This window comes from Escherichia sp. E2586 (genome assembly GCF_005781105.1).
GTDB lineage: Bacteria > Pseudomonadota > Gammaproteobacteria > Enterobacterales > Enterobacteriaceae > Escherichia.
Genome location: NZ_VATN01000001.1, coordinates 13,464 through 30,230 on the forward strand (window position 1 = coordinate 13,464; position 16,767 = coordinate 30,230).

A 16,767-nucleotide genomic window follows, 5' to 3' on the forward strand; every position below is an offset into this window, starting at 1 on the left:
TTACAGCAGAGAAGGGACGCTCTCGCGAACAGCTGCCGGCCATACACCACACTGAACCTGGCCGATATGTGGCAGTTGCAGCAGCAGCATGGTCAAACGAGACTGGCCGATACCGCCGCCGATGGTCTGCGGCATTTCACCACGCAGCAGCGCCTGATGCCATTCCAGCTGCAGACGATCTTCATCACCGGTCAGCGCCAGTTGATGCTTCAGCGTGTCGGCATCCACGCGGATCCCCATGGAAGAAAGCTCAAACGCATCTTCCAGTACTGGGTTCCATACCAGAATATCGCCGTTCAAACCCGCATGGCCCAGCTCTGACGGGGTGCTCCAGTCATCATAATCCGGTGCGCGCACGTCGTGGCGATGACCATCACTCAACTTGCCGCCAATCCCGACGAGGAATACCGCGCCAAGATCTTTCGCAATCGCCCGCTCACGCCCTTTGGCATCGAGATCCGGATAACGAGACAGTAACTCCTGGCTGTGTACGAAGTGGATCTGATCCGGCAGGAACGGTGCCAGACCAAACTCTTCGCTAACAGCAGCTTCGGTTGCTTTAATTCCCGCCCAGATCGCCTCTACTGTGCTTTTCAGAGTGGAGAATTGACGCTCACCGTCGCCCATTACGCGTTCCCAGTCCCACTGGTCAACATAGACCGAGTGCAGCGGGGAAAGACGGTCTTCATCGGGGCGAAGGGCTTTCATGTGCGTGTACAGCCCTTCGCCCACGCTGAAGTCGTGTTGCCCTAATGTCTGACGTTTCCACTTCGCCAGTGAATGAACCACTTCGAACTGGGCATCAGGCAGAGCTTTCACTTTTACCTGTACCGCTTTTTCACAGCCCGACAAGTTATCCTGCGTACCATCCCCCACACGGCTAAGAATCGGCGCCTGGACTTCAATCAGCCCTAAGCGTTCTTCCAGTTGACGAGAAAAGTGAGATTTCACGAAGCTAATTTGACGTTGTTTGGCAATGTAAGCGGTTTTCATTTTTTATACTCCTGCGTCCTGTTGCTTATGATTAAGCAACAAAAACCGACACACATGCAATAATCATTCAATAAAAAGCCAAACTCATTTTTGATTCGTTAAAAAAGAAGGCTAAAATAGAACAAATCATCAATACACATAAGAAAATCCTATGGAAAATTATCTGATCGACAATCTGGACCGCGGCATCCTGGAAGCATTAATGGGCAATGCACGCACCGCTTACGCCGAACTGGCGAAACAATTTGGCGTAAGCCCGGGGACGATTCACGTTCGTGTAGAGAAAATGAAGCAGGCGGGGATCATTACCGGCGCCCGTATCGACGTCAGCCCAAAACAGCTCGGTTATGACGTAGGCTGTTTTATCGGCATTATCCTGAAGAGCGCAAAAGACTATCCTTCCGCGCTGGCAAAGCTGGAAAGTCTCGACGAAGTCACCGAAGCCTATTACACCACCGGCCACTACAGCATCTTTATAAAAGTAATGTGCCGCTCGATCGACGCCCTCCAGCATGTACTTATCAACAAGATCCAAACAATTGATGAAATTCAGTCCACCGAGACATTGATCGTCCTGCAGAACCCGATCATGCGCACCATCAAGCCCTGATCAGCTTTTTTAATCCCATACTTTTCCACAGGTAGATCCCAGCGCGTTTACAGCGTACAATACGCCACTCTTAATAAAGGTGGCGGTTTATGGCAGATATCACTCTTATCAGCGGCAGCACCCTGGGCGGTGCCGAATATGTAGCAGAACACCTGGCTGAAAAGCTGGAAGAGGCGGGTTTTACCACCGAAACGCTGCACGGTCCGCTGTTAGAAGATTTATCTGCCTCTGGGATCTGGCTGGTTATCAGCTCAACCCACGGTGCCGGAGACATTCCGGACAACCTTTCTCCTTTCTATGAAGCATTGCAGGAACAAAAGCCCGATCTTTCTGCGGTGCGCTTTGGCGCAATCGGTATTGGCAGTCGTGAATACGACACTTTTTGTGGGGCCATAGATAAACTCGAGGCAGAACTCAAAAATTCCGGTGCAAAACAGATTGGTGAAACACTGAAGATCAACATCCTTGATCACGACATTCCGGAAGATCCGGCAGAAGAATGGCTGGGATCGTGGATTAATTTACTCAAATAAGTATACAGATCGTGCGATCTACTGTGGATAACTCTGTCAGGAATCTTGGATCAACCGGTAGTTATCCAAAGAACAACTGTTGTTCAGTTTTTGAGTTGTGTATAACCCCTCATTCTGATCCCAGCTTATACTGTCCAGGATCACCGATCATTCACAGTTAATGATCCTTTCCAGGTTGTTGATCTTAAAAGCCGGATCCTTGTTATCCACAGGGCAGTGCGATCCTAATAAGAGATCACAATAGAACAGATCTCTAAATAAATAGATCTTCTTTTTAATACCCAGGATCCCGGGTCTTTCTCAAGCCGACAAAGTTGAGTAGAATCCACGGCCCGGGCTTCAATCCATTTTCATACCGCGTTATGCGAGGCAATCACCATGTTTTATCCGGATCCTTTTGACGTCATCATCATTGGCGGGGGTCATGCAGGCACCGAGGCTGCGATGGCCGCGGCGCGTATGGGTCAACAGACTCTGCTTTTGACACACAATATCGACACTCTGGGGCAGATGAGCTGCAACCCGGCGATCGGCGGTATTGGGAAGGGACATCTGGTAAAAGAAGTGGACGCACTCGGCGGTCTGATGGCGAAAGCGATCGATCAGGCAGGTATCCAGTTTAGGATACTAAACGCCAGCAAAGGGCCGGCGGTTCGCGCTACCCGAGCTCAGGCGGATCGTGTGCTCTACCGTCAGGCGGTACGCACGGCGCTGGAGAACCAACCGAACCTGATGATCTTCCAGCAGGCGGTTGAAGATCTTATTGTCGAAAACGATCGCGTGGTTGGTGCTGTCACCCAAATGGGACTGAAGTTCCGCGCCAAAGCCGTCGTGCTCACCGTTGGGACGTTCCTCGACGGTAAAATTCATATCGGTCTGGATAATTACAGCGGTGGCCGTGCTGGTGATCCGCCATCCATTCCGCTTTCTCGCCGTTTGCGTGAACTGCCGCTGCGCGTTGGTCGTCTGAAAACCGGGACGCCGCCGCGTATCGATGCGCGCACTATCGACTTCAGCGTGCTGGCGCAACAGCATGGCGATAACCCAATGCCGGTATTCTCGTTCATGGGCAATGCGGCCCAGCATCCCCAGCAGGTTCCGTGTTATATCACCCATACCAACGAGAAAACCCATGATGTGATCCGCAGTAACCTCGATCGCAGCCCAATGTACGCAGGGGTGATCGAAGGTGTTGGCCCACGCTACTGCCCGTCGATCGAAGACAAAGTCATGCGCTTTGCCGACAGAAATCAGCATCAGATCTTCCTTGAACCGGAAGGGCTGACGTCTAACGAAATTTATCCGAACGGTATCTCCACCAGCCTGCCGTTCGATGTGCAGATGCAAATCGTCCGCTCCATGCAGGGGATGGAAAATGCGAAGATCGTGCGTCCTGGTTATGCCATCGAATATGACTTCTTCGATCCGCGTGACCTGAAACCAACGCTGGAGAGTAAGTTTATCCAGGGCCTGTTCTTTGCTGGTCAGATTAACGGCACTACCGGTTATGAAGAAGCCGCTGCGCAAGGTTTGCTGGCCGGTCTTAACGCTGCCCGTCTGTCTGCTGACAAAGAAGGTTGGGCTCCGGCGCGTTCTCAGGCGTATCTCGGCGTACTGGTTGATGACCTGTGCACTTTAGGAACCAAAGAACCGTACCGTATGTTTACCTCCCGCGCAGAATATCGTCTGATGCTGCGCGAAGATAACGCGGATCTGCGTTTGACTGAAATCGGTCGTGAACTGGGTCTGGTAGATGACGAACGCTGGGCGCGCTTTAACGAGAAGCTTGAGAACATCGAGCGTGAGCGTCAGCGCCTGAAGTCAACCTGGGTAACGCCGTCAGCGGAAGCTGCAGCTGAAGTGAATGCTCACCTGACTGCGCCGCTTTCCCGTGAAGCCAGCGGTGAAGATCTGCTGCGTCGTCCGGAAATGACTTATGAAAAATTAACCACGCTGACGCCGTTTTCCCCTGCGTTGACAGACGAACAGGCGGCGGAACAGGTTGAGATTCAGGTTAAATACGAAGGTTATATTGCGCGCCAGCAAGATGAGATCGAAAAGCAACAGCGTAACGAGAACACGCTGCTGCCTGCGACGCTGGATTACCGCCAGGTATCCGGTCTGTCTAACGAAGTGATCGCCAAACTTAACGATCACAAACCGGCCTCTATCGGTCAGGCTTCGCGTATTTCTGGCGTTACGCCTGCGGCCATCTCCATTCTTCTGGTGTGGCTGAAAAAACAGGGTATGCTGCGTCGTAGCGCATAACGCATTAAAAATGCCAGGTAAGCACCCGCTTACCTGGCAACGCATCAAGAACAGGTAATCACCGTGCTCAACAAACTCTCTTCACTGCTGAAAGACGCAGGAATTTCGCTTACCGATCACCAGAAAAATCAGCTTATTGCCTACGTAAATATGCTGCATAAATGGAATAAAGCGTACAACCTGACCTCGGTCCGCGATCCTAACGAGATGCTGGTACGCCATATTCTCGACAGCATTGTCGTTGCTCCATATCTGCAAGGTGAGCGTTTTATCGATGTGGGAACCGGACCGGGGTTGCCTGGCATACCGCTTTCCATCGTGCGTCCTGAAGCCCATTTCACATTGCTGGATAGCCTTGGTAAACGCGTGCGTTTCCTCCGTCAGGTGCAACATGAGCTTAAACTGGAGAATATTGAGCCAGTACAGAGCAGGGTAGAAGAGTTTCCGTCAGAGCCGCCATTTGATGGCGTAATTAGCCGCGCTTTTGCCTCTCTGAACGATATGGTGAGCTGGTGCCATCATCTTCCTGGTGAGCAAGGCCGTTTCTACGCGCTGAAAGGGCAAATGCCGGAAGATGAAATCGCTTTGTTGCCCGAAGAATATCAGGTTGAATCAGTGATTAAACTTCAGGTTCCCGCCCTGGATGGCGAACGTCATCTGGTGGTTATTAAAGCAAATAAAATTTAATTTTTATCAAAAAAATAATAAAAAATTGACCGGTTAGACTGTTAACAACAACCAGGTTTTCTACTGATATAACTGGTTACATTTAACGCCACGTTCACTATTTTGTATCAACAAAGTAACGTGGCTTTTTTTGGTAAGCAGAAAATAAGTCATTAGTGAAAATATCAGGCTGCTAAAAATCGGCGCTAAGAACCATAATTGTCTGTTAAAGTTTTATTAAGAATGTCAATGGGTGGTTTTTGTTGTGTAAATGCTATTTGTGAAAAGAGTATCTGTTTTTAGAGTTAAATATCAGAAGCTTGCAAAGGCATCATTTGCCAAGTAAATAAATATGCTACGGGTGAACATGCTCGATATGTGATCTGAAGCACGCTTTACCACTAGTGTTTACGCGTTATTTACAGTTTTTCATGATCCACCACGGTTAGCAGAAAAGTCGCAATTGTATGCACTGGAAAAATATTTAAACATTTATTCACCTTTTGGCTACTTATTGTTTGAAATCACGGGGGCGCACCGTATAATTTGACCGCTTTTTGATGCTTGACTCTAAGCCTTAAAGAAAGTTTTATACGACACGCGGCATACCTCGAAGGGAGCAGGAGTGAAAAACGTGATGTCTGTGTCGCTCTTGAGTCGAAACGTTGCTCGGAAGCTTCTGCTCGTTCAGTTACTGGTGGTGATAGCAAGTGGATTGCTGTTCAGCCTCAAAGACCCCTTCTGGGGCGTCTCTGCGTTAAGTGGAGGCCTGGCAGTCTTTCTGCCTAACGTTTTTTTTATGATATTTGCCTGGCGTCACCAGGCGCATACACCAGCGAAAGGCCGGGTGGCCTGGACGTTCGCATTTGGCGAAGCTTTCAAAGTTCTGGCTATGTTGGTGTTACTGGTGGTGGCGTTGGCTGTTTTAAAGGCGGTATTCTTGCCGCTGATCGTTACGTGGGTTTTGGTGCTGGTGGTTCAGATACTGGCACCGGCTGTAATTAACAACAAAGGGTAAAAGGCATCATGGCTTCAGAAAATATGACGCCGCAGGATTACATAGGACACCACCTGAATAACCTTCAGCTGGACCTGCGTACATTCTCGCTGGTGGATCCGCATAACCCCCCAGCCACCTTCTGGACAATTAATATTGACTCCATGTTCTTCTCGGTGGTGCTGGGTCTGTTGTTCCTGGTTTTATTCCGTAGCGTAGCCAAAAAGGCAACCAGCGGCGTGCCAGGTAAGTTTCAGACCGCGATTGAGCTGGTGATCGGCTTTGTTAATGGTAGCGTGAAAGACATGTACCATGGCAAAAGCAAGCTGATTGCTCCGCTGGCCCTGACGATCTTCGTCTGGGTGTTCCTGATGAACCTGATGGATTTACTGCCTATCGACCTGCTGCCGTACATTGCTGAACATGTACTGGGTCTGCCTGCACTGCGTGTGGTTCCGTCTGCGGACGTGAACGTAACACTGTCTATGGCACTGGGCGTATTTATCCTGATTCTGTTCTACAGCATCAAAATGAAAGGCATCGGCGGCTTCACGAAAGAGTTGACGCTGCAGCCGTTCAATCACTGGGCGTTCATTCCTGTCAACTTAATCCTTGAAGGGGTAAGCCTGCTGTCCAAACCAGTTTCACTCGGTTTGCGACTGTTCGGTAACATGTATGCCGGTGAGCTGATTTTCATTCTGATTGCTGGTCTGTTGCCGTGGTGGTCACAGTGGATCCTGAATGTGCCGTGGGCCATTTTCCACATCCTGATCATTACGCTGCAAGCCTTCATCTTCATGGTTCTGACGATCGTCTATCTGTCGATGGCGTCTGAAGAGCATTAATTTACCAACACTACTACGTTTTAACTGAAACAAACTGGAGACTGTCATGGAAAACCTGAATATGGATCTGCTGTACATGGCTGCCGCTGTGATGATGGGTCTGGCGGCAATCGGTGCTGCGATCGGTATCGGCATCCTCGGGGGTAAATTCCTGGAAGGCGCAGCGCGTCAACCTGATCTGATTCCTCTGCTGCGTACTCAGTTCTTTATCGTTATGGGTCTGGTGGATGCTATCCCGATGATCGCTGTAGGTCTGGGTCTGTACGTGATGTTCGCTGTCGCGTAGTAAGCGTTGCTTTTATTTAAAGAGCAATATCAGAACGTTAACTAAATAGAGGCATTGTGCTGTGAATCTTAACGCAACAATCCTCGGCCAGGCCATCGCGTTTGTCCTGTTCGTTCTGTTCTGCATGAAGTACGTATGGCCGCCATTAATGGCAGCCATCGAAAAACGTCAAAAAGAAATTGCTGACGGTCTTGCTTCCGCAGAACGAGCACATAAGGACCTTGACCTTGCAAAGGCCAGCGCGACCGACCAGCTGAAAAAAGCGAAAGCGGAAGCCCAGGTAATCATCGAGCAGGCGAACAAACGCCGCTCGCAGATTCTGGACGAAGCGAAAGCTGAGGCAGAACAGGAACGTACTAAAATCGTGGCCCAGGCGCAGGCGGAAATTGAAGCCGAGCGTAAACGTGCCCGTGAAGAGCTGCGTAAGCAAGTTGCTATCCTGGCTGTTGCTGGCGCCGAGAAGATCATCGAACGTTCCGTGGATGAAGCTGCTAACAGCGACATCGTGGACAAACTTGTCGCTGAACTGTAAGGAGGGAGGGGCTGATGTCTGAATTTATTACGGTAGCTCGCCCCTACGCCAAAGCAGCTTTTGACTTTGCCGTCGAACACCAAAGTGTAGAACGCTGGCAGGACATGCTGGCGTTTGCCGCCGAGGTAACCAAAAACGAACAGATGGCAGAGCTTCTCTCTGGTGCACTGGCGCCAGAAACGCTCGCCGAGTCGTTTATCGCAGTTTGTGGTGAGCAACTGGACGAAAACGGTCAGAACCTGATTCGGGTTATGGCTGAAAATGGTCGTCTTAACGCGCTCCCGGATGTTCTGGAGCAGTTTATTCACCTGCGTGCCGTGAGTGAGGCTACCGCTGAGGTAGACGTCATTTCCGCTGCTGCATTGAGTGAACAACAGCTCGCGAAAATTTCTGCTGCGATGGAAAAACGTCTGTCACGCAAAGTTAAGCTGAATTGCAAAATCGATAAGTCTGTAATGGCAGGCGTTATCATCCGAGCGGGTGATATGGTCATTGATGGCAGCGTACGCGGTCGTCTTGAGCGCCTTGCAGACGTCTTGCAGTCTTAAGGGGACTGGAGCATGCAACTGAATTCCACCGAAATCAGCGAACTGATCAAGCAGCGCATTGCTCAGTTCAATGTTGTGAGTGAAGCTCACAACGAAGGTACTATTGTTTCTGTAAGTGACGGTGTTATCCGCATTCACGGCTTGGCCGATTGTATGCAGGGTGAAATGATCTCCCTGCCGGGTAACCGTTACGCTATCGCACTGAACCTCGAGCGCGACTCTGTAGGTGCGGTTGTTATGGGTCCGTACGCTGACCTTGCCGAAGGCATGAAAGTTAAGTGTACTGGCCGTATCCTGGAAGTTCCGGTTGGCCGTGGCCTGCTGGGCCGTGTGGTTAACACTCTGGGTGCACCAATCGACGGTAAAGGTCCGCTGGATCACGACGGCTTCTCTGCTGTAGAAGCAATCGCTCCGGGCGTTATCGAACGTCAGTCCGTAGATCAGCCGGTACAGACCGGTTATAAAGCCGTTGACTCCATGATCCCAATCGGTCGTGGTCAGCGTGAATTGATCATCGGTGACCGTCAGACCGGTAAAACCGCACTGGCAATCGATGCCATCATCAACCAGCGCGATTCCGGTATCAAATGTATCTATGTCGCTATCGGCCAGAAAGCGTCCACCATTTCTAACGTGGTACGTAAACTGGAAGAGCACGGCGCTCTGGCTAACACCATTGTTGTGGTAGCAACCGCGTCTGAATCCGCTGCACTGCAATACCTGGCGCCATATGCCGGTTGCGCAATGGGCGAATACTTCCGTGACCGCGGTGAAGATGCGCTGATCATTTACGATGACCTGTCTAAACAGGCTGTTGCTTACCGTCAGATCTCCCTGCTGCTCCGTCGTCCGCCTGGACGTGAAGCATTCCCGGGCGACGTATTCTACCTCCACTCTCGTCTGCTGGAGCGTGCTGCGCGTGTTAACGCCGAATACGTTGAAGCCTTCACCAAAGGTGAAGTGAAAGGGAAAACCGGTTCTCTGACCGCACTGCCGATTATCGAAACTCAGGCGGGTGACGTTTCTGCGTTCGTTCCGACCAACGTAATCTCCATTACCGATGGTCAGATCTTCCTGGAAACCAACCTGTTCAACGCCGGTATTCGTCCTGCGGTTAACCCGGGTATCTCCGTATCCCGTGTTGGTGGTGCAGCACAGACCAAGATCATGAAAAAACTGTCCGGTGGTATCCGTACCGCTCTGGCGCAGTATCGTGAACTGGCAGCGTTCTCTCAGTTTGCATCCGACCTTGACGATGCAACGCGTAAGCAGCTTGACCACGGTCAGAAAGTGACCGAACTGTTGAAACAGAAACAGTATGCGCCGATGTCCGTTGCGCAGCAGTCTCTAGTTCTGTTCGCAGCAGAACGTGGTTACCTGGCGGATGTTGAACTGTCGAAAATCGGCAGCTTCGAAGCCGCTCTGCTGGCTTACGTCGACCGTGATCACGCTCCGTTGATGCAAGAGATCAACCAGACCGGTGGCTACAACGACGAAATCGAAGGCAAGCTGAAAGGCATCCTCGATTCCTTCAAAGCAACCCAATCCTGGTAACGTCTGGCGGCTTGCCTTAGGGCAGGCCGCAAGGCATTGAGGAGAAGCTCATGGCCGGCGCAAAAGAGATACGTAGTAAGATCGCAAGCGTCCAGAACACGCAAAAGATCACTAAAGCGATGGAGATGGTCGCCGCTTCCAAAATGCGTAAATCGCAGGATCGCATGGCGGCCAGCCGTCCTTATGCAGAAACCATGCGCAAAGTGATTGGTCACCTTGCGCACGGTAATCTGGAATATAAGCACCCATACCTGGAAGAACGCGACGTTAAACGCGTGGGCTACCTGGTGGTGTCGACCGACCGTGGTTTGTGCGGTGGTTTGAACATTAACCTGTTCAAAAAACTGCTGGCGGAAATGAAGACCTGGACCGATAAAGGCGTTCAATGCGACCTCGCAATGATCGGCTCGAAAGGTGTGTCGTTCTTCAACTCCGTGGGCGGCAATGTTGTTGCCCAGGTTACAGGCATGGGGGATAACCCTTCCCTGTCCGAACTGATCGGTCCGGTAAAAGTGATGTTGCAGGCCTACGACGAAGGCCGTCTGGACAAGCTTTACATTGTCAGCAACAAATTTATTAACACCATGTCTCAGGTTCCGACCATCAGCCAGCTGCTGCCGTTACCGGCGTCAGATGATGATGATCTGAAACACAAATCCTGGGATTACCTGTACGAACCCGATCCGAAGGCGTTGCTGGATACCCTGCTGCGTCGTTATGTCGAATCTCAGGTTTATCAGGGCGTGGTTGAAAACCTGGCCAGCGAGCAGGCCGCCCGTATGGTGGCGATGAAAGCCGCGACCGACAATGGCGGCAGCCTGATTAAAGAGCTGCAGTTGGTATACAACAAAGCTCGTCAGGCCAGCATTACTCAGGAACTCACCGAGATCGTCTCGGGGGCCGCCGCGGTTTAAACAGGTTATTTCGTAGAGGATTTAAGATGGCTACTGGAAAGATTGTCCAGGTAATCGGCGCCGTAGTTGACGTCGAATTCCCTCAGGATGCCGTACCGCGCGTGTACGATGCTCTTGAGGTGCAAAATGGTAATGAGCGTCTGGTGCTGGAAGTTCAGCAGCAGCTCGGCGGCGGTATCGTACGTACCATCGCAATGGGTTCTTCCGACGGTCTGCGTCGCGGTCTGGATGTAAAAGACCTCGAACACCCGATCGAAGTCCCGGTAGGTAAAGCGACTCTGGGCCGTATCATGAACGTACTGGGCGAACCGGTCGACATGAAAGGCGAGATCGGTGAAGAAGAGCGTTGGGCGATTCACCGCGCAGCACCTTCCTACGAAGAGCTGTCAAACTCTCAGGAACTGCTGGAAACCGGTATCAAAGTTATCGACCTGATGTGTCCGTTCGCTAAGGGCGGTAAAGTTGGTCTGTTCGGTGGTGCGGGTGTAGGTAAAACCGTAAACATGATGGAGCTTATTCGTAACATCGCGATCGAGCACTCCGGTTACTCTGTGTTTGCGGGCGTAGGTGAACGTACTCGTGAGGGTAACGACTTCTACCACGAAATGACCGACTCCAACGTTATCGACAAAGTATCCCTGGTGTATGGCCAGATGAACGAGCCGCCGGGAAACCGTCTGCGCGTTGCTCTGACCGGTCTGACCATGGCTGAGAAATTCCGTGACGAAGGTCGTGACGTTCTGCTGTTCGTTGACAACATCTATCGTTACACCCTGGCCGGTACGGAAGTATCTGCACTGCTGGGCCGTATGCCTTCAGCGGTAGGTTATCAGCCGACCCTGGCGGAAGAGATGGGCGTTCTGCAAGAACGTATCACCTCCACCAAAACCGGTTCTATCACCTCCGTACAGGCAGTATACGTACCTGCGGATGACTTGACTGACCCGTCTCCGGCAACCACCTTTGCGCACCTTGACGCAACCGTGGTACTGAGCCGTCAGATCGCGTCTCTGGGTATTTACCCGGCCGTTGACCCGCTGGACTCCACCAGCCGTCAGCTGGACCCGCTGGTGGTTGGCCAGGAACACTACGACACTGCGCGTGGCGTTCAGTCCATCCTGCAACGTTATCAGGAACTGAAAGACATTATCGCCATCCTGGGTATGGATGAACTGTCTGAAGAAGACAAACTGGTGGTAGCGCGCGCTCGTAAGATCCAGCGCTTCCTGTCCCAGCCGTTCTTCGTGGCAGAAGTATTCACCGGTTCTCCGGGTAAATACGTATCCCTGAAAGACACCATCCGTGGCTTTAAAGGCATCATGGAAGGCGAATACGATCACCTGCCGGAGCAGGCGTTCTACATGGTCGGTTCCATCGAAGAAGCTGTGGAAAAAGCCAAAAAACTTTAACGCCTTAATCGGAGGGTGATATGGCAATGACTTACCACCTGGACGTCGTCAGCGCAGAGCAACAAATGTTCTCTGGTCTGGTCGAGAAAATCCAGGTAACGGGTAGCGAAGGTGAACTGGGAATTTACCCGGGCCACGCACCGCTGCTCACCGCCATTAAGCCTGGTATGATTCGCATCGTGAAACAGCACGGTCACGAAGAGTTTATCTATCTGTCTGGCGGCATTCTTGAAGTGCAGCCTGGCAACGTGACCGTTCTGGCCGACACCGCAATTCGCGGCCAGGATCTCGACGAAGCGCGAGCCATGGAAGCGAAACGTAAGGCTGAAGAGCACATTAGCAGCTCTCACGGCGACGTAGATTACGCTCAGGCGTCTGCGGAACTGGCCAAAGCGATCGCGCAGCTGCGCGTTATCGAGTTGACCAAAAAAGCGATGTAACACCGGCTTGAAAAGCACAAAAGCCAGTCTGGAAACAGGCTGGCTTTTTTTTCGCGCGCCGCAGCGAGATTGGTTCTGCTATATCCTGCGCATTTTTATATCCCGCAATTAAACTCATTTTTATAATTACGCGAAATCCTTCGCTGATTTTCCTGTTTATTCATTGATCGAAATAAGAGCAAAAACATCAGCCTGACGCTTAAATGAAGGTGGTGTCTTACATTTATGAAGACAAAAGGCGTGACGATGGTCGAAAATGGCTCTTTCGCCAGCGGGGATAATCAGTTATTGAGCAATTTATCCCCTGTCCATTTCACGATGAAAAAAATGTAGTTTTTTCAATGTGAAGCGGTTTAAATTCGTTCTCAAATTACAGTCAGGACGCGTATGTTGAATAATGCTATGAGCGTAGTGATCCTTGCAGCAGGCAAAGGCACTCGCATGTATTCCGATCTTCCGAAAGTGCTGCATACCCTTGCCGGGAAAGCGATGGTTCAGCATGTCATTGATGCCGCGAATGAATTAGGTGCAGCGCACGTTCACCTGGTTTACGGCCACGGCGGCGATCTGCTTAAACAGGCGCTGAAAGATGACAACCTTAACTGGGTGCTTCAGGCAGAACAGCTGGGTACGGGTCATGCAATGCAGCAGGCCGCACCTTTCTTTGCCGATGATGAAGACATTTTAATGCTCTATGGCGACGTGCCGCTGATCTCTGTTGAAACACTCCAGCGCCTGCGTGATGCTAAACCGCAGGGCGGCATTGGCCTGCTGACAGTGAAACTGGATGATCCGACCGGTTATGGACGTATCACCCGTGAAAACGGCAAAGTTACCGGCATTGTTGAGCACAAAGATGCCACCGACGAGCAGCGTCAGATTCAGGAAATCAACACCGGCATTCTGATCGCCAACGGCGCAGATATGAAACGCTGGCTGGCGAAGCTGACCAACAATAACGCTCAGGGCGAATACTACATCACCGATATTATTTCGCTGGCGTATCAGGAAGGACGTGAAATCGTTGCCGTTCACCCGCAACGTTTAAGCGAAGTTGAAGGCGTGAATAACCGCCTGCAACTCTCTCGTCTGGAGCGCGTTTACCAGTCCGAACAGGCTGAAAAACTGTTGTTAGCAGGCGTTATGTTGCGCGATCCAGCCCGTTTTGATCTGCGCGGTACGCTAACTCACGGGCGCGATGTTGAAATTGATACTAACGTTATCATCGAGGGCAACGTTACTCTCGGTAATCGCGTGAAAATCGGCACCGGATGCGTGATTAAAAATAGCGTGATTGGCGATGATTGCGAAATTAGCCCGTATACCGTAGTGGAAGATGCTAATCTGGCAGCAGCCTGTACCATCGGCCCGTTTGCCCGTCTGCGCCCCGGTGCTGAGTTGCTGGAAGGCGCACACGTCGGTAACTTCGTTGAGATGAAAAAAGCGCGTCTGGGTAAAGGTTCGAAAGCCGGTCATCTGACTTACCTGGGCGATGCGGAGATCGGCGATAACGTTAACATCGGTGCGGGAACCATTACCTGCAACTATGATGGAGCGAATAAATTCAAAACCATTATCGGCGATGATGTCTTTGTCGGTTCCGACACCCAGCTGGTGGCTCCTGTAACGGTGGGTAAAGGTGCGACGATTGCTGCCGGTACAACTGTGACGCGTAATGTTGGCGAAAACGCCCTGGCGATCAGCCGCGTGCCGCAGTCGCAAAAAGAAGGCTGGCGTCGTCCGGTAAAGAAAAAGTAATTCTGGCTGGGTAAATCCGGCCTCCAGGGATGAGGAGATAACATAATCTCCCTCCCACAAGCAGTAACTATAAAAATAACCCCACTCTCTACAAGGCTCGGGGCGCCCGAAAAAACGGGCATACAGGTTGACCGACAACGATATAAACCGGAATCAAAAACTATGTGTGGAATTGTTGGCGCGATCGCGCAACGTGATGTAGCAGAAATCCTTCTTGAAGGTTTACGCCGTCTGGAATACCGCGGTTATGACTCTGCTGGTCTGGCCGTTGTTGACGCAGAAGGTCATATGACCCGTCTGCGTCGTCTCGGTAAAGTCCAGATGCTGGCTCAGGCAGCGGAAGAACATCCTCTGCATGGCGGTACGGGTATTGCTCATACTCGCTGGGCGACGCACGGCGAACCTTCAGAAGTGAATGCGCATCCGCATGTTTCTGAACACATTGTGGTGGTGCATAACGGCATTATCGAAAATCATGAACCGCTGCGTGAAGAGTTAAAAGCGCGTGGCTATACCTTCGTTTCTGAAACCGACACCGAAGTTATTGCTCATCTGGTGAACTGGGAACTGAAACAGGGCGGCACTCTGCGTGAAGCTGTTCTGCGTGCTATTCCGCAGCTGCGTGGCGCTTATGGCACGGTAATTATGGATACCCGTCACCCGGATACCCTGCTGGCGGCACGTTCTGGTAGTCCGTTGGTGATTGGCCTCGGTATGGGCGAAAACTTTATCGCTTCTGACCAGCTGGCGCTGCTGCCGGTGACCCGTCGCTTTATCTTCCTCGAAGAGGGCGATATTGCCGAAGTGACTCGCCGTTCGGTAACCATCTTCGATAAATCTGGCGCGGAAGTGAAACGTCAGGATATCGAATCCAATCTGCAATATGACGCGGGCGATAAAGGTATTTACCGTCACTACATGCAGAAAGAGATCTACGAACAGCCGAACGCGATCAAAAACACCCTTACCGGGCGTATCAGCCACGGCCAGGTGGATTTAAGCGAGCTGGGGCCGAACGCGGATGAACTGCTGTCGAAGGTTGAGCATATTCAGATCCTCGCCTGCGGTACTTCTTACAACTCCGGTATGGTTTCCCGTTACTGGTTTGAATCGCTGGCAGGTATTCCGTGCGACGTCGAAATCGCCTCTGAATTCCGCTATCGCAAATCTGCAGTACGCCGCAATAGCCTGATGATCACCCTGTCGCAGTCTGGCGAAACCGCGGATACCCTGGCTGGCCTGCGTCTGTCGAAAGAGCTGGGTTACCTTGGTTCACTGGCAATCTGTAACGTTCCGGGTTCTTCTCTGGTGCGCGAATCCGATCTGGCGCTAATGACCAACGCGGGTACGGAAATCGGCGTGGCATCCACTAAAGCATTCACCACCCAGTTAACTGTGCTGTTGATGCTGGTGGCGAAGCTGTCTCGCCTGAAAGGTCTGGATGCCTCCATTGAACATGACATCGTGCATGGTCTGCAGGCGCTGCCGAACCGTATTGAGCAGATGCTGTCTCAGGACAAACGAATTGAAGCCCTGGCGGAAGATTTCTCTGACAAACATCACGCGCTGTTCCTGGGCCGTGGCGATCAGTACCCGATCGCGCTGGAAGGCGCATTGAAGCTGAAAGAGATCTCTTACATTCACGCTGAAGCCTACGCTGCAGGTGAACTGAAACACGGTCCGCTGGCGCTGATTGACGCGAATATGCCGGTTATCGTCGTTGCACCGAACAACGAACTGTTGGAAAAACTGAAATCCAACATTGAAGAAGTTCGTGCGCGTGGCGGTCAGTTGTACGTCTTCGCCGATGAGGATGCAGGTTTTGTCGGTAGCGATAACATGCACATCATCGAGATGCCGCATGTGGAAGAGGTTATTGCACCGATCTTCTACACCGTTCCGCTGCAGCTACTGGCTTACCACGTCGCGCTGATCAAAGGCACCGACGTTGACCAGCCGCGTAACCTGGCAAAATCGGTTACGGTTGAGTAATTAATGGATGCCCTGCGTAAGTAGGGCATGTGACTGCTGACAAACGCAAAACTGCCTGATGCGCTACGCTTATCAGGCCTACGTGGTTACTGCAATATATTGAATTTGCACTATTTTGTAGACCGAATAAGAGGTTCACGCCGCATCCGGCATGAACAACGCGCACTTTGTCAATAATCTGATGCCCTGCTTTCGCAGGGCATTTTTCGATCCCCTCTCTCATCGTCTCATCTTCAGCTATTTTTAAACTGTCACAGAAAGAAAATTTTTCTGCCAAGCTATTGTCACTTTCACTTCTAACTTATTGATTTTTCACCAGCCAAAAAGAGTTTTCTTTCGTGTCATAAAACTGTCATAAACCTTACATATAACTGTCACCTGTTTGTCCTATTTTGCTTCTCGTAGCCAACAAACAATGCTTT

16 protein-coding genes are annotated in these 16,767 nt (G+C 51.3%); 15 read left to right on the forward strand and 1 reads right to left on the reverse strand.

The window, feature by feature from the left end; all coding sequences use genetic code 11:
• Complete coding sequence (gene asnA, locus FEK50_RS00060; RefSeq protein ID WP_000845136.1) at positions 1 to 993, reverse strand: aspartate--ammonia ligase; 993 nt, start codon at positions 991 to 993, stop codon at positions 1 to 3.
• 151 nt (positions 994 to 1,144) lie between these two features.
• Here asnA and asnC point away from each other — a divergent pair, with 151 nt between their 5' ends.
• From asnC to glmS, 15 genes are all read left to right on the forward strand, one after another.
• Positions 1,145 to 1,603 carry a transcriptional regulator AsnC gene (gene asnC / locus FEK50_RS00065; RefSeq protein WP_000432970.1) on the forward strand — a complete coding sequence of 153 codons (459 nt, stop codon included), beginning with the start codon at positions 1,145 to 1,147 and terminating at the stop codon, positions 1,601 to 1,603.
• Between the two features lie 89 nt (positions 1,604 to 1,692).
• Positions 1,693 to 2,136 (forward strand): FMN-binding protein MioC, encoded by a 444-nt coding sequence (mioC, locus tag FEK50_RS00070; RefSeq protein ID WP_130206832.1) that lies wholly within the window; start codon positions 1,693 to 1,695, stop codon positions 2,134 to 2,136.
• 378 nt (positions 2,137 to 2,514) lie between these two features.
• A complete protein-coding gene (gene mnmG / locus FEK50_RS00075) occupies positions 2,515 to 4,404 on the forward strand; it encodes a tRNA uridine-5-carboxymethylaminomethyl(34) synthesis enzyme MnmG (RefSeq protein WP_130206830.1) in 1,890 nt (629 codons plus the stop codon).
• 63 nt (positions 4,405 to 4,467) lie between these two features.
• On the forward strand, positions 4,468 to 5,091 hold the full coding sequence (rsmG, locus tag FEK50_RS00080) for a 16S rRNA (guanine(527)-N(7))-methyltransferase RsmG (protein ID WP_130206828.1): 624 nt from the start codon (positions 4,468 to 4,470) through the stop codon (positions 5,089 to 5,091).
• A 616-nt stretch (positions 5,092 to 5,707) separates the two neighbouring features.
• Positions 5,708 to 6,088 carry a F0F1 ATP synthase subunit I gene (atpI, locus tag FEK50_RS00085; RefSeq protein ID WP_130206826.1) on the forward strand — a complete coding sequence of 127 codons (381 nt, stop codon included), beginning with the start codon at positions 5,708 to 5,710 and terminating at the stop codon, positions 6,086 to 6,088.
• Between the two features lie 8 nt (positions 6,089 to 6,096).
• Positions 6,097 to 6,912, forward strand: coding sequence for a F0F1 ATP synthase subunit A (gene atpB / locus FEK50_RS00090; protein WP_000135618.1), 816 nt, complete (start codon positions 6,097 to 6,099; stop codon positions 6,910 to 6,912).
• Between the two features lie 46 nt (positions 6,913 to 6,958).
• Positions 6,959 to 7,198: a F0F1 ATP synthase subunit C gene (atpE, locus tag FEK50_RS00095; RefSeq protein WP_000429386.1), complete on the forward strand. Its 240-nt coding sequence runs from the start codon at positions 6,959 to 6,961 to the stop codon at positions 7,196 to 7,198.
• A gap of 61 nt (positions 7,199 to 7,259) precedes the next feature.
• A complete protein-coding gene (gene atpF / locus FEK50_RS00100; RefSeq protein ID WP_001052219.1) occupies positions 7,260 to 7,730 on the forward strand; it encodes a F0F1 ATP synthase subunit B in 471 nt (156 codons plus the stop codon).
• A 14-nt stretch (positions 7,731 to 7,744) separates the two neighbouring features.
• Entirely contained in the window at positions 7,745 to 8,278 is a 534-nt protein-coding gene (gene atpH, locus FEK50_RS00105) for a F0F1 ATP synthase subunit delta (RefSeq protein WP_001288587.1), read from the forward strand.
• A 12-nt stretch (positions 8,279 to 8,290) separates the two neighbouring features.
• Positions 8,291 to 9,832 (forward strand): F0F1 ATP synthase subunit alpha, encoded by a 1,542-nt coding sequence (atpA, locus tag FEK50_RS00110; RefSeq protein WP_001176745.1) that lies wholly within the window; start codon positions 8,291 to 8,293, stop codon positions 9,830 to 9,832.
• A gap of 50 nt (positions 9,833 to 9,882) precedes the next feature.
• On the forward strand, positions 9,883 to 10,746 hold the full coding sequence (gene atpG / locus FEK50_RS00115; RefSeq protein ID WP_000896501.1) for a F0F1 ATP synthase subunit gamma: 864 nt from the start codon (positions 9,883 to 9,885) through the stop codon (positions 10,744 to 10,746).
• A gap of 26 nt (positions 10,747 to 10,772) precedes the next feature.
• A complete protein-coding gene (atpD, locus tag FEK50_RS00120) occupies positions 10,773 to 12,155 on the forward strand; it encodes a F0F1 ATP synthase subunit beta (protein ID WP_000190506.1) in 1,383 nt (460 codons plus the stop codon).
• Between the two features lie 20 nt (positions 12,156 to 12,175).
• The gene (locus FEK50_RS00125) at positions 12,176 to 12,595 is read left to right on the forward strand and encodes a F0F1 ATP synthase subunit epsilon (RefSeq protein ID WP_001251965.1); all 420 of its coding nucleotides are present in this window, start codon (positions 12,176 to 12,178) and stop codon (positions 12,593 to 12,595) included.
• Positions 12,596 to 12,982: 387 nt separating this feature from the next.
• Positions 12,983 to 14,353 (forward strand): bifunctional UDP-N-acetylglucosamine diphosphorylase/glucosamine-1-phosphate N-acetyltransferase GlmU, encoded by a 1,371-nt coding sequence (gene glmU / locus FEK50_RS00130; RefSeq protein ID WP_130261122.1) that lies wholly within the window; start codon positions 12,983 to 12,985, stop codon positions 14,351 to 14,353.
• Between the two features lie 162 nt (positions 14,354 to 14,515).
• On the forward strand, positions 14,516 to 16,345 hold the full coding sequence (gene glmS / locus FEK50_RS00135; protein ID WP_131161515.1) for a glutamine--fructose-6-phosphate transaminase (isomerizing): 1,830 nt from the start codon (positions 14,516 to 14,518) through the stop codon (positions 16,343 to 16,345).
• Positions 16,346 to 16,767: the final 422 nt, after the last annotated feature.

What these genes read in the sequence shown, in the direction of transcription:
- asnA (WP_000845136.1), bottom strand. Translation starts at nt 993, where the DNA reads ATGAAAACCGCTTACATTGCCAAACAACGTCAAATTAGCTTCGTGAAA.
- asnC (WP_000432970.1), top strand. Translation starts at nt 1,145, where the DNA reads ATGGAAAATTATCTGATCGACAATCTGGACCGCGGCATCCTGGAAGCA.
- mioC (WP_130206832.1), top strand. Translation starts at nt 1,693, where the DNA reads ATGGCAGATATCACTCTTATCAGCGGCAGCACCCTGGGCGGTGCCGAA.
- mnmG (WP_130206830.1), top strand. Translation starts at nt 2,515, where the DNA reads ATGTTTTATCCGGATCCTTTTGACGTCATCATCATTGGCGGGGGTCAT.
- atpI (WP_130206826.1), top strand. Translation starts at nt 5,708, where the DNA reads ATGTCTGTGTCGCTCTTGAGTCGAAACGTTGCTCGGAAGCTTCTGCTC.
- atpB (WP_000135618.1), top strand. Translation starts at nt 6,097, where the DNA reads ATGGCTTCAGAAAATATGACGCCGCAGGATTACATAGGACACCACCTG.
- atpE (WP_000429386.1), top strand. Translation starts at nt 6,959, where the DNA reads ATGGAAAACCTGAATATGGATCTGCTGTACATGGCTGCCGCTGTGATG.
- atpH (WP_001288587.1), top strand. Translation starts at nt 7,745, where the DNA reads ATGTCTGAATTTATTACGGTAGCTCGCCCCTACGCCAAAGCAGCTTTT.
- atpA (WP_001176745.1), top strand. Translation starts at nt 8,291, where the DNA reads ATGCAACTGAATTCCACCGAAATCAGCGAACTGATCAAGCAGCGCATT.
- atpG (WP_000896501.1), top strand. Translation starts at nt 9,883, where the DNA reads ATGGCCGGCGCAAAAGAGATACGTAGTAAGATCGCAAGCGTCCAGAAC.
- atpD (WP_000190506.1), top strand. Translation starts at nt 10,773, where the DNA reads ATGGCTACTGGAAAGATTGTCCAGGTAATCGGCGCCGTAGTTGACGTC.
- FEK50_RS00125 (WP_001251965.1), top strand. Translation starts at nt 12,176, where the DNA reads ATGGCAATGACTTACCACCTGGACGTCGTCAGCGCAGAGCAACAAATG.
- glmU (WP_130261122.1), top strand. Translation starts at nt 12,983, where the DNA reads ATGTTGAATAATGCTATGAGCGTAGTGATCCTTGCAGCAGGCAAAGGC.
- glmS (WP_131161515.1), top strand. Translation starts at nt 14,516, where the DNA reads ATGTGTGGAATTGTTGGCGCGATCGCGCAACGTGATGTAGCAGAAATC.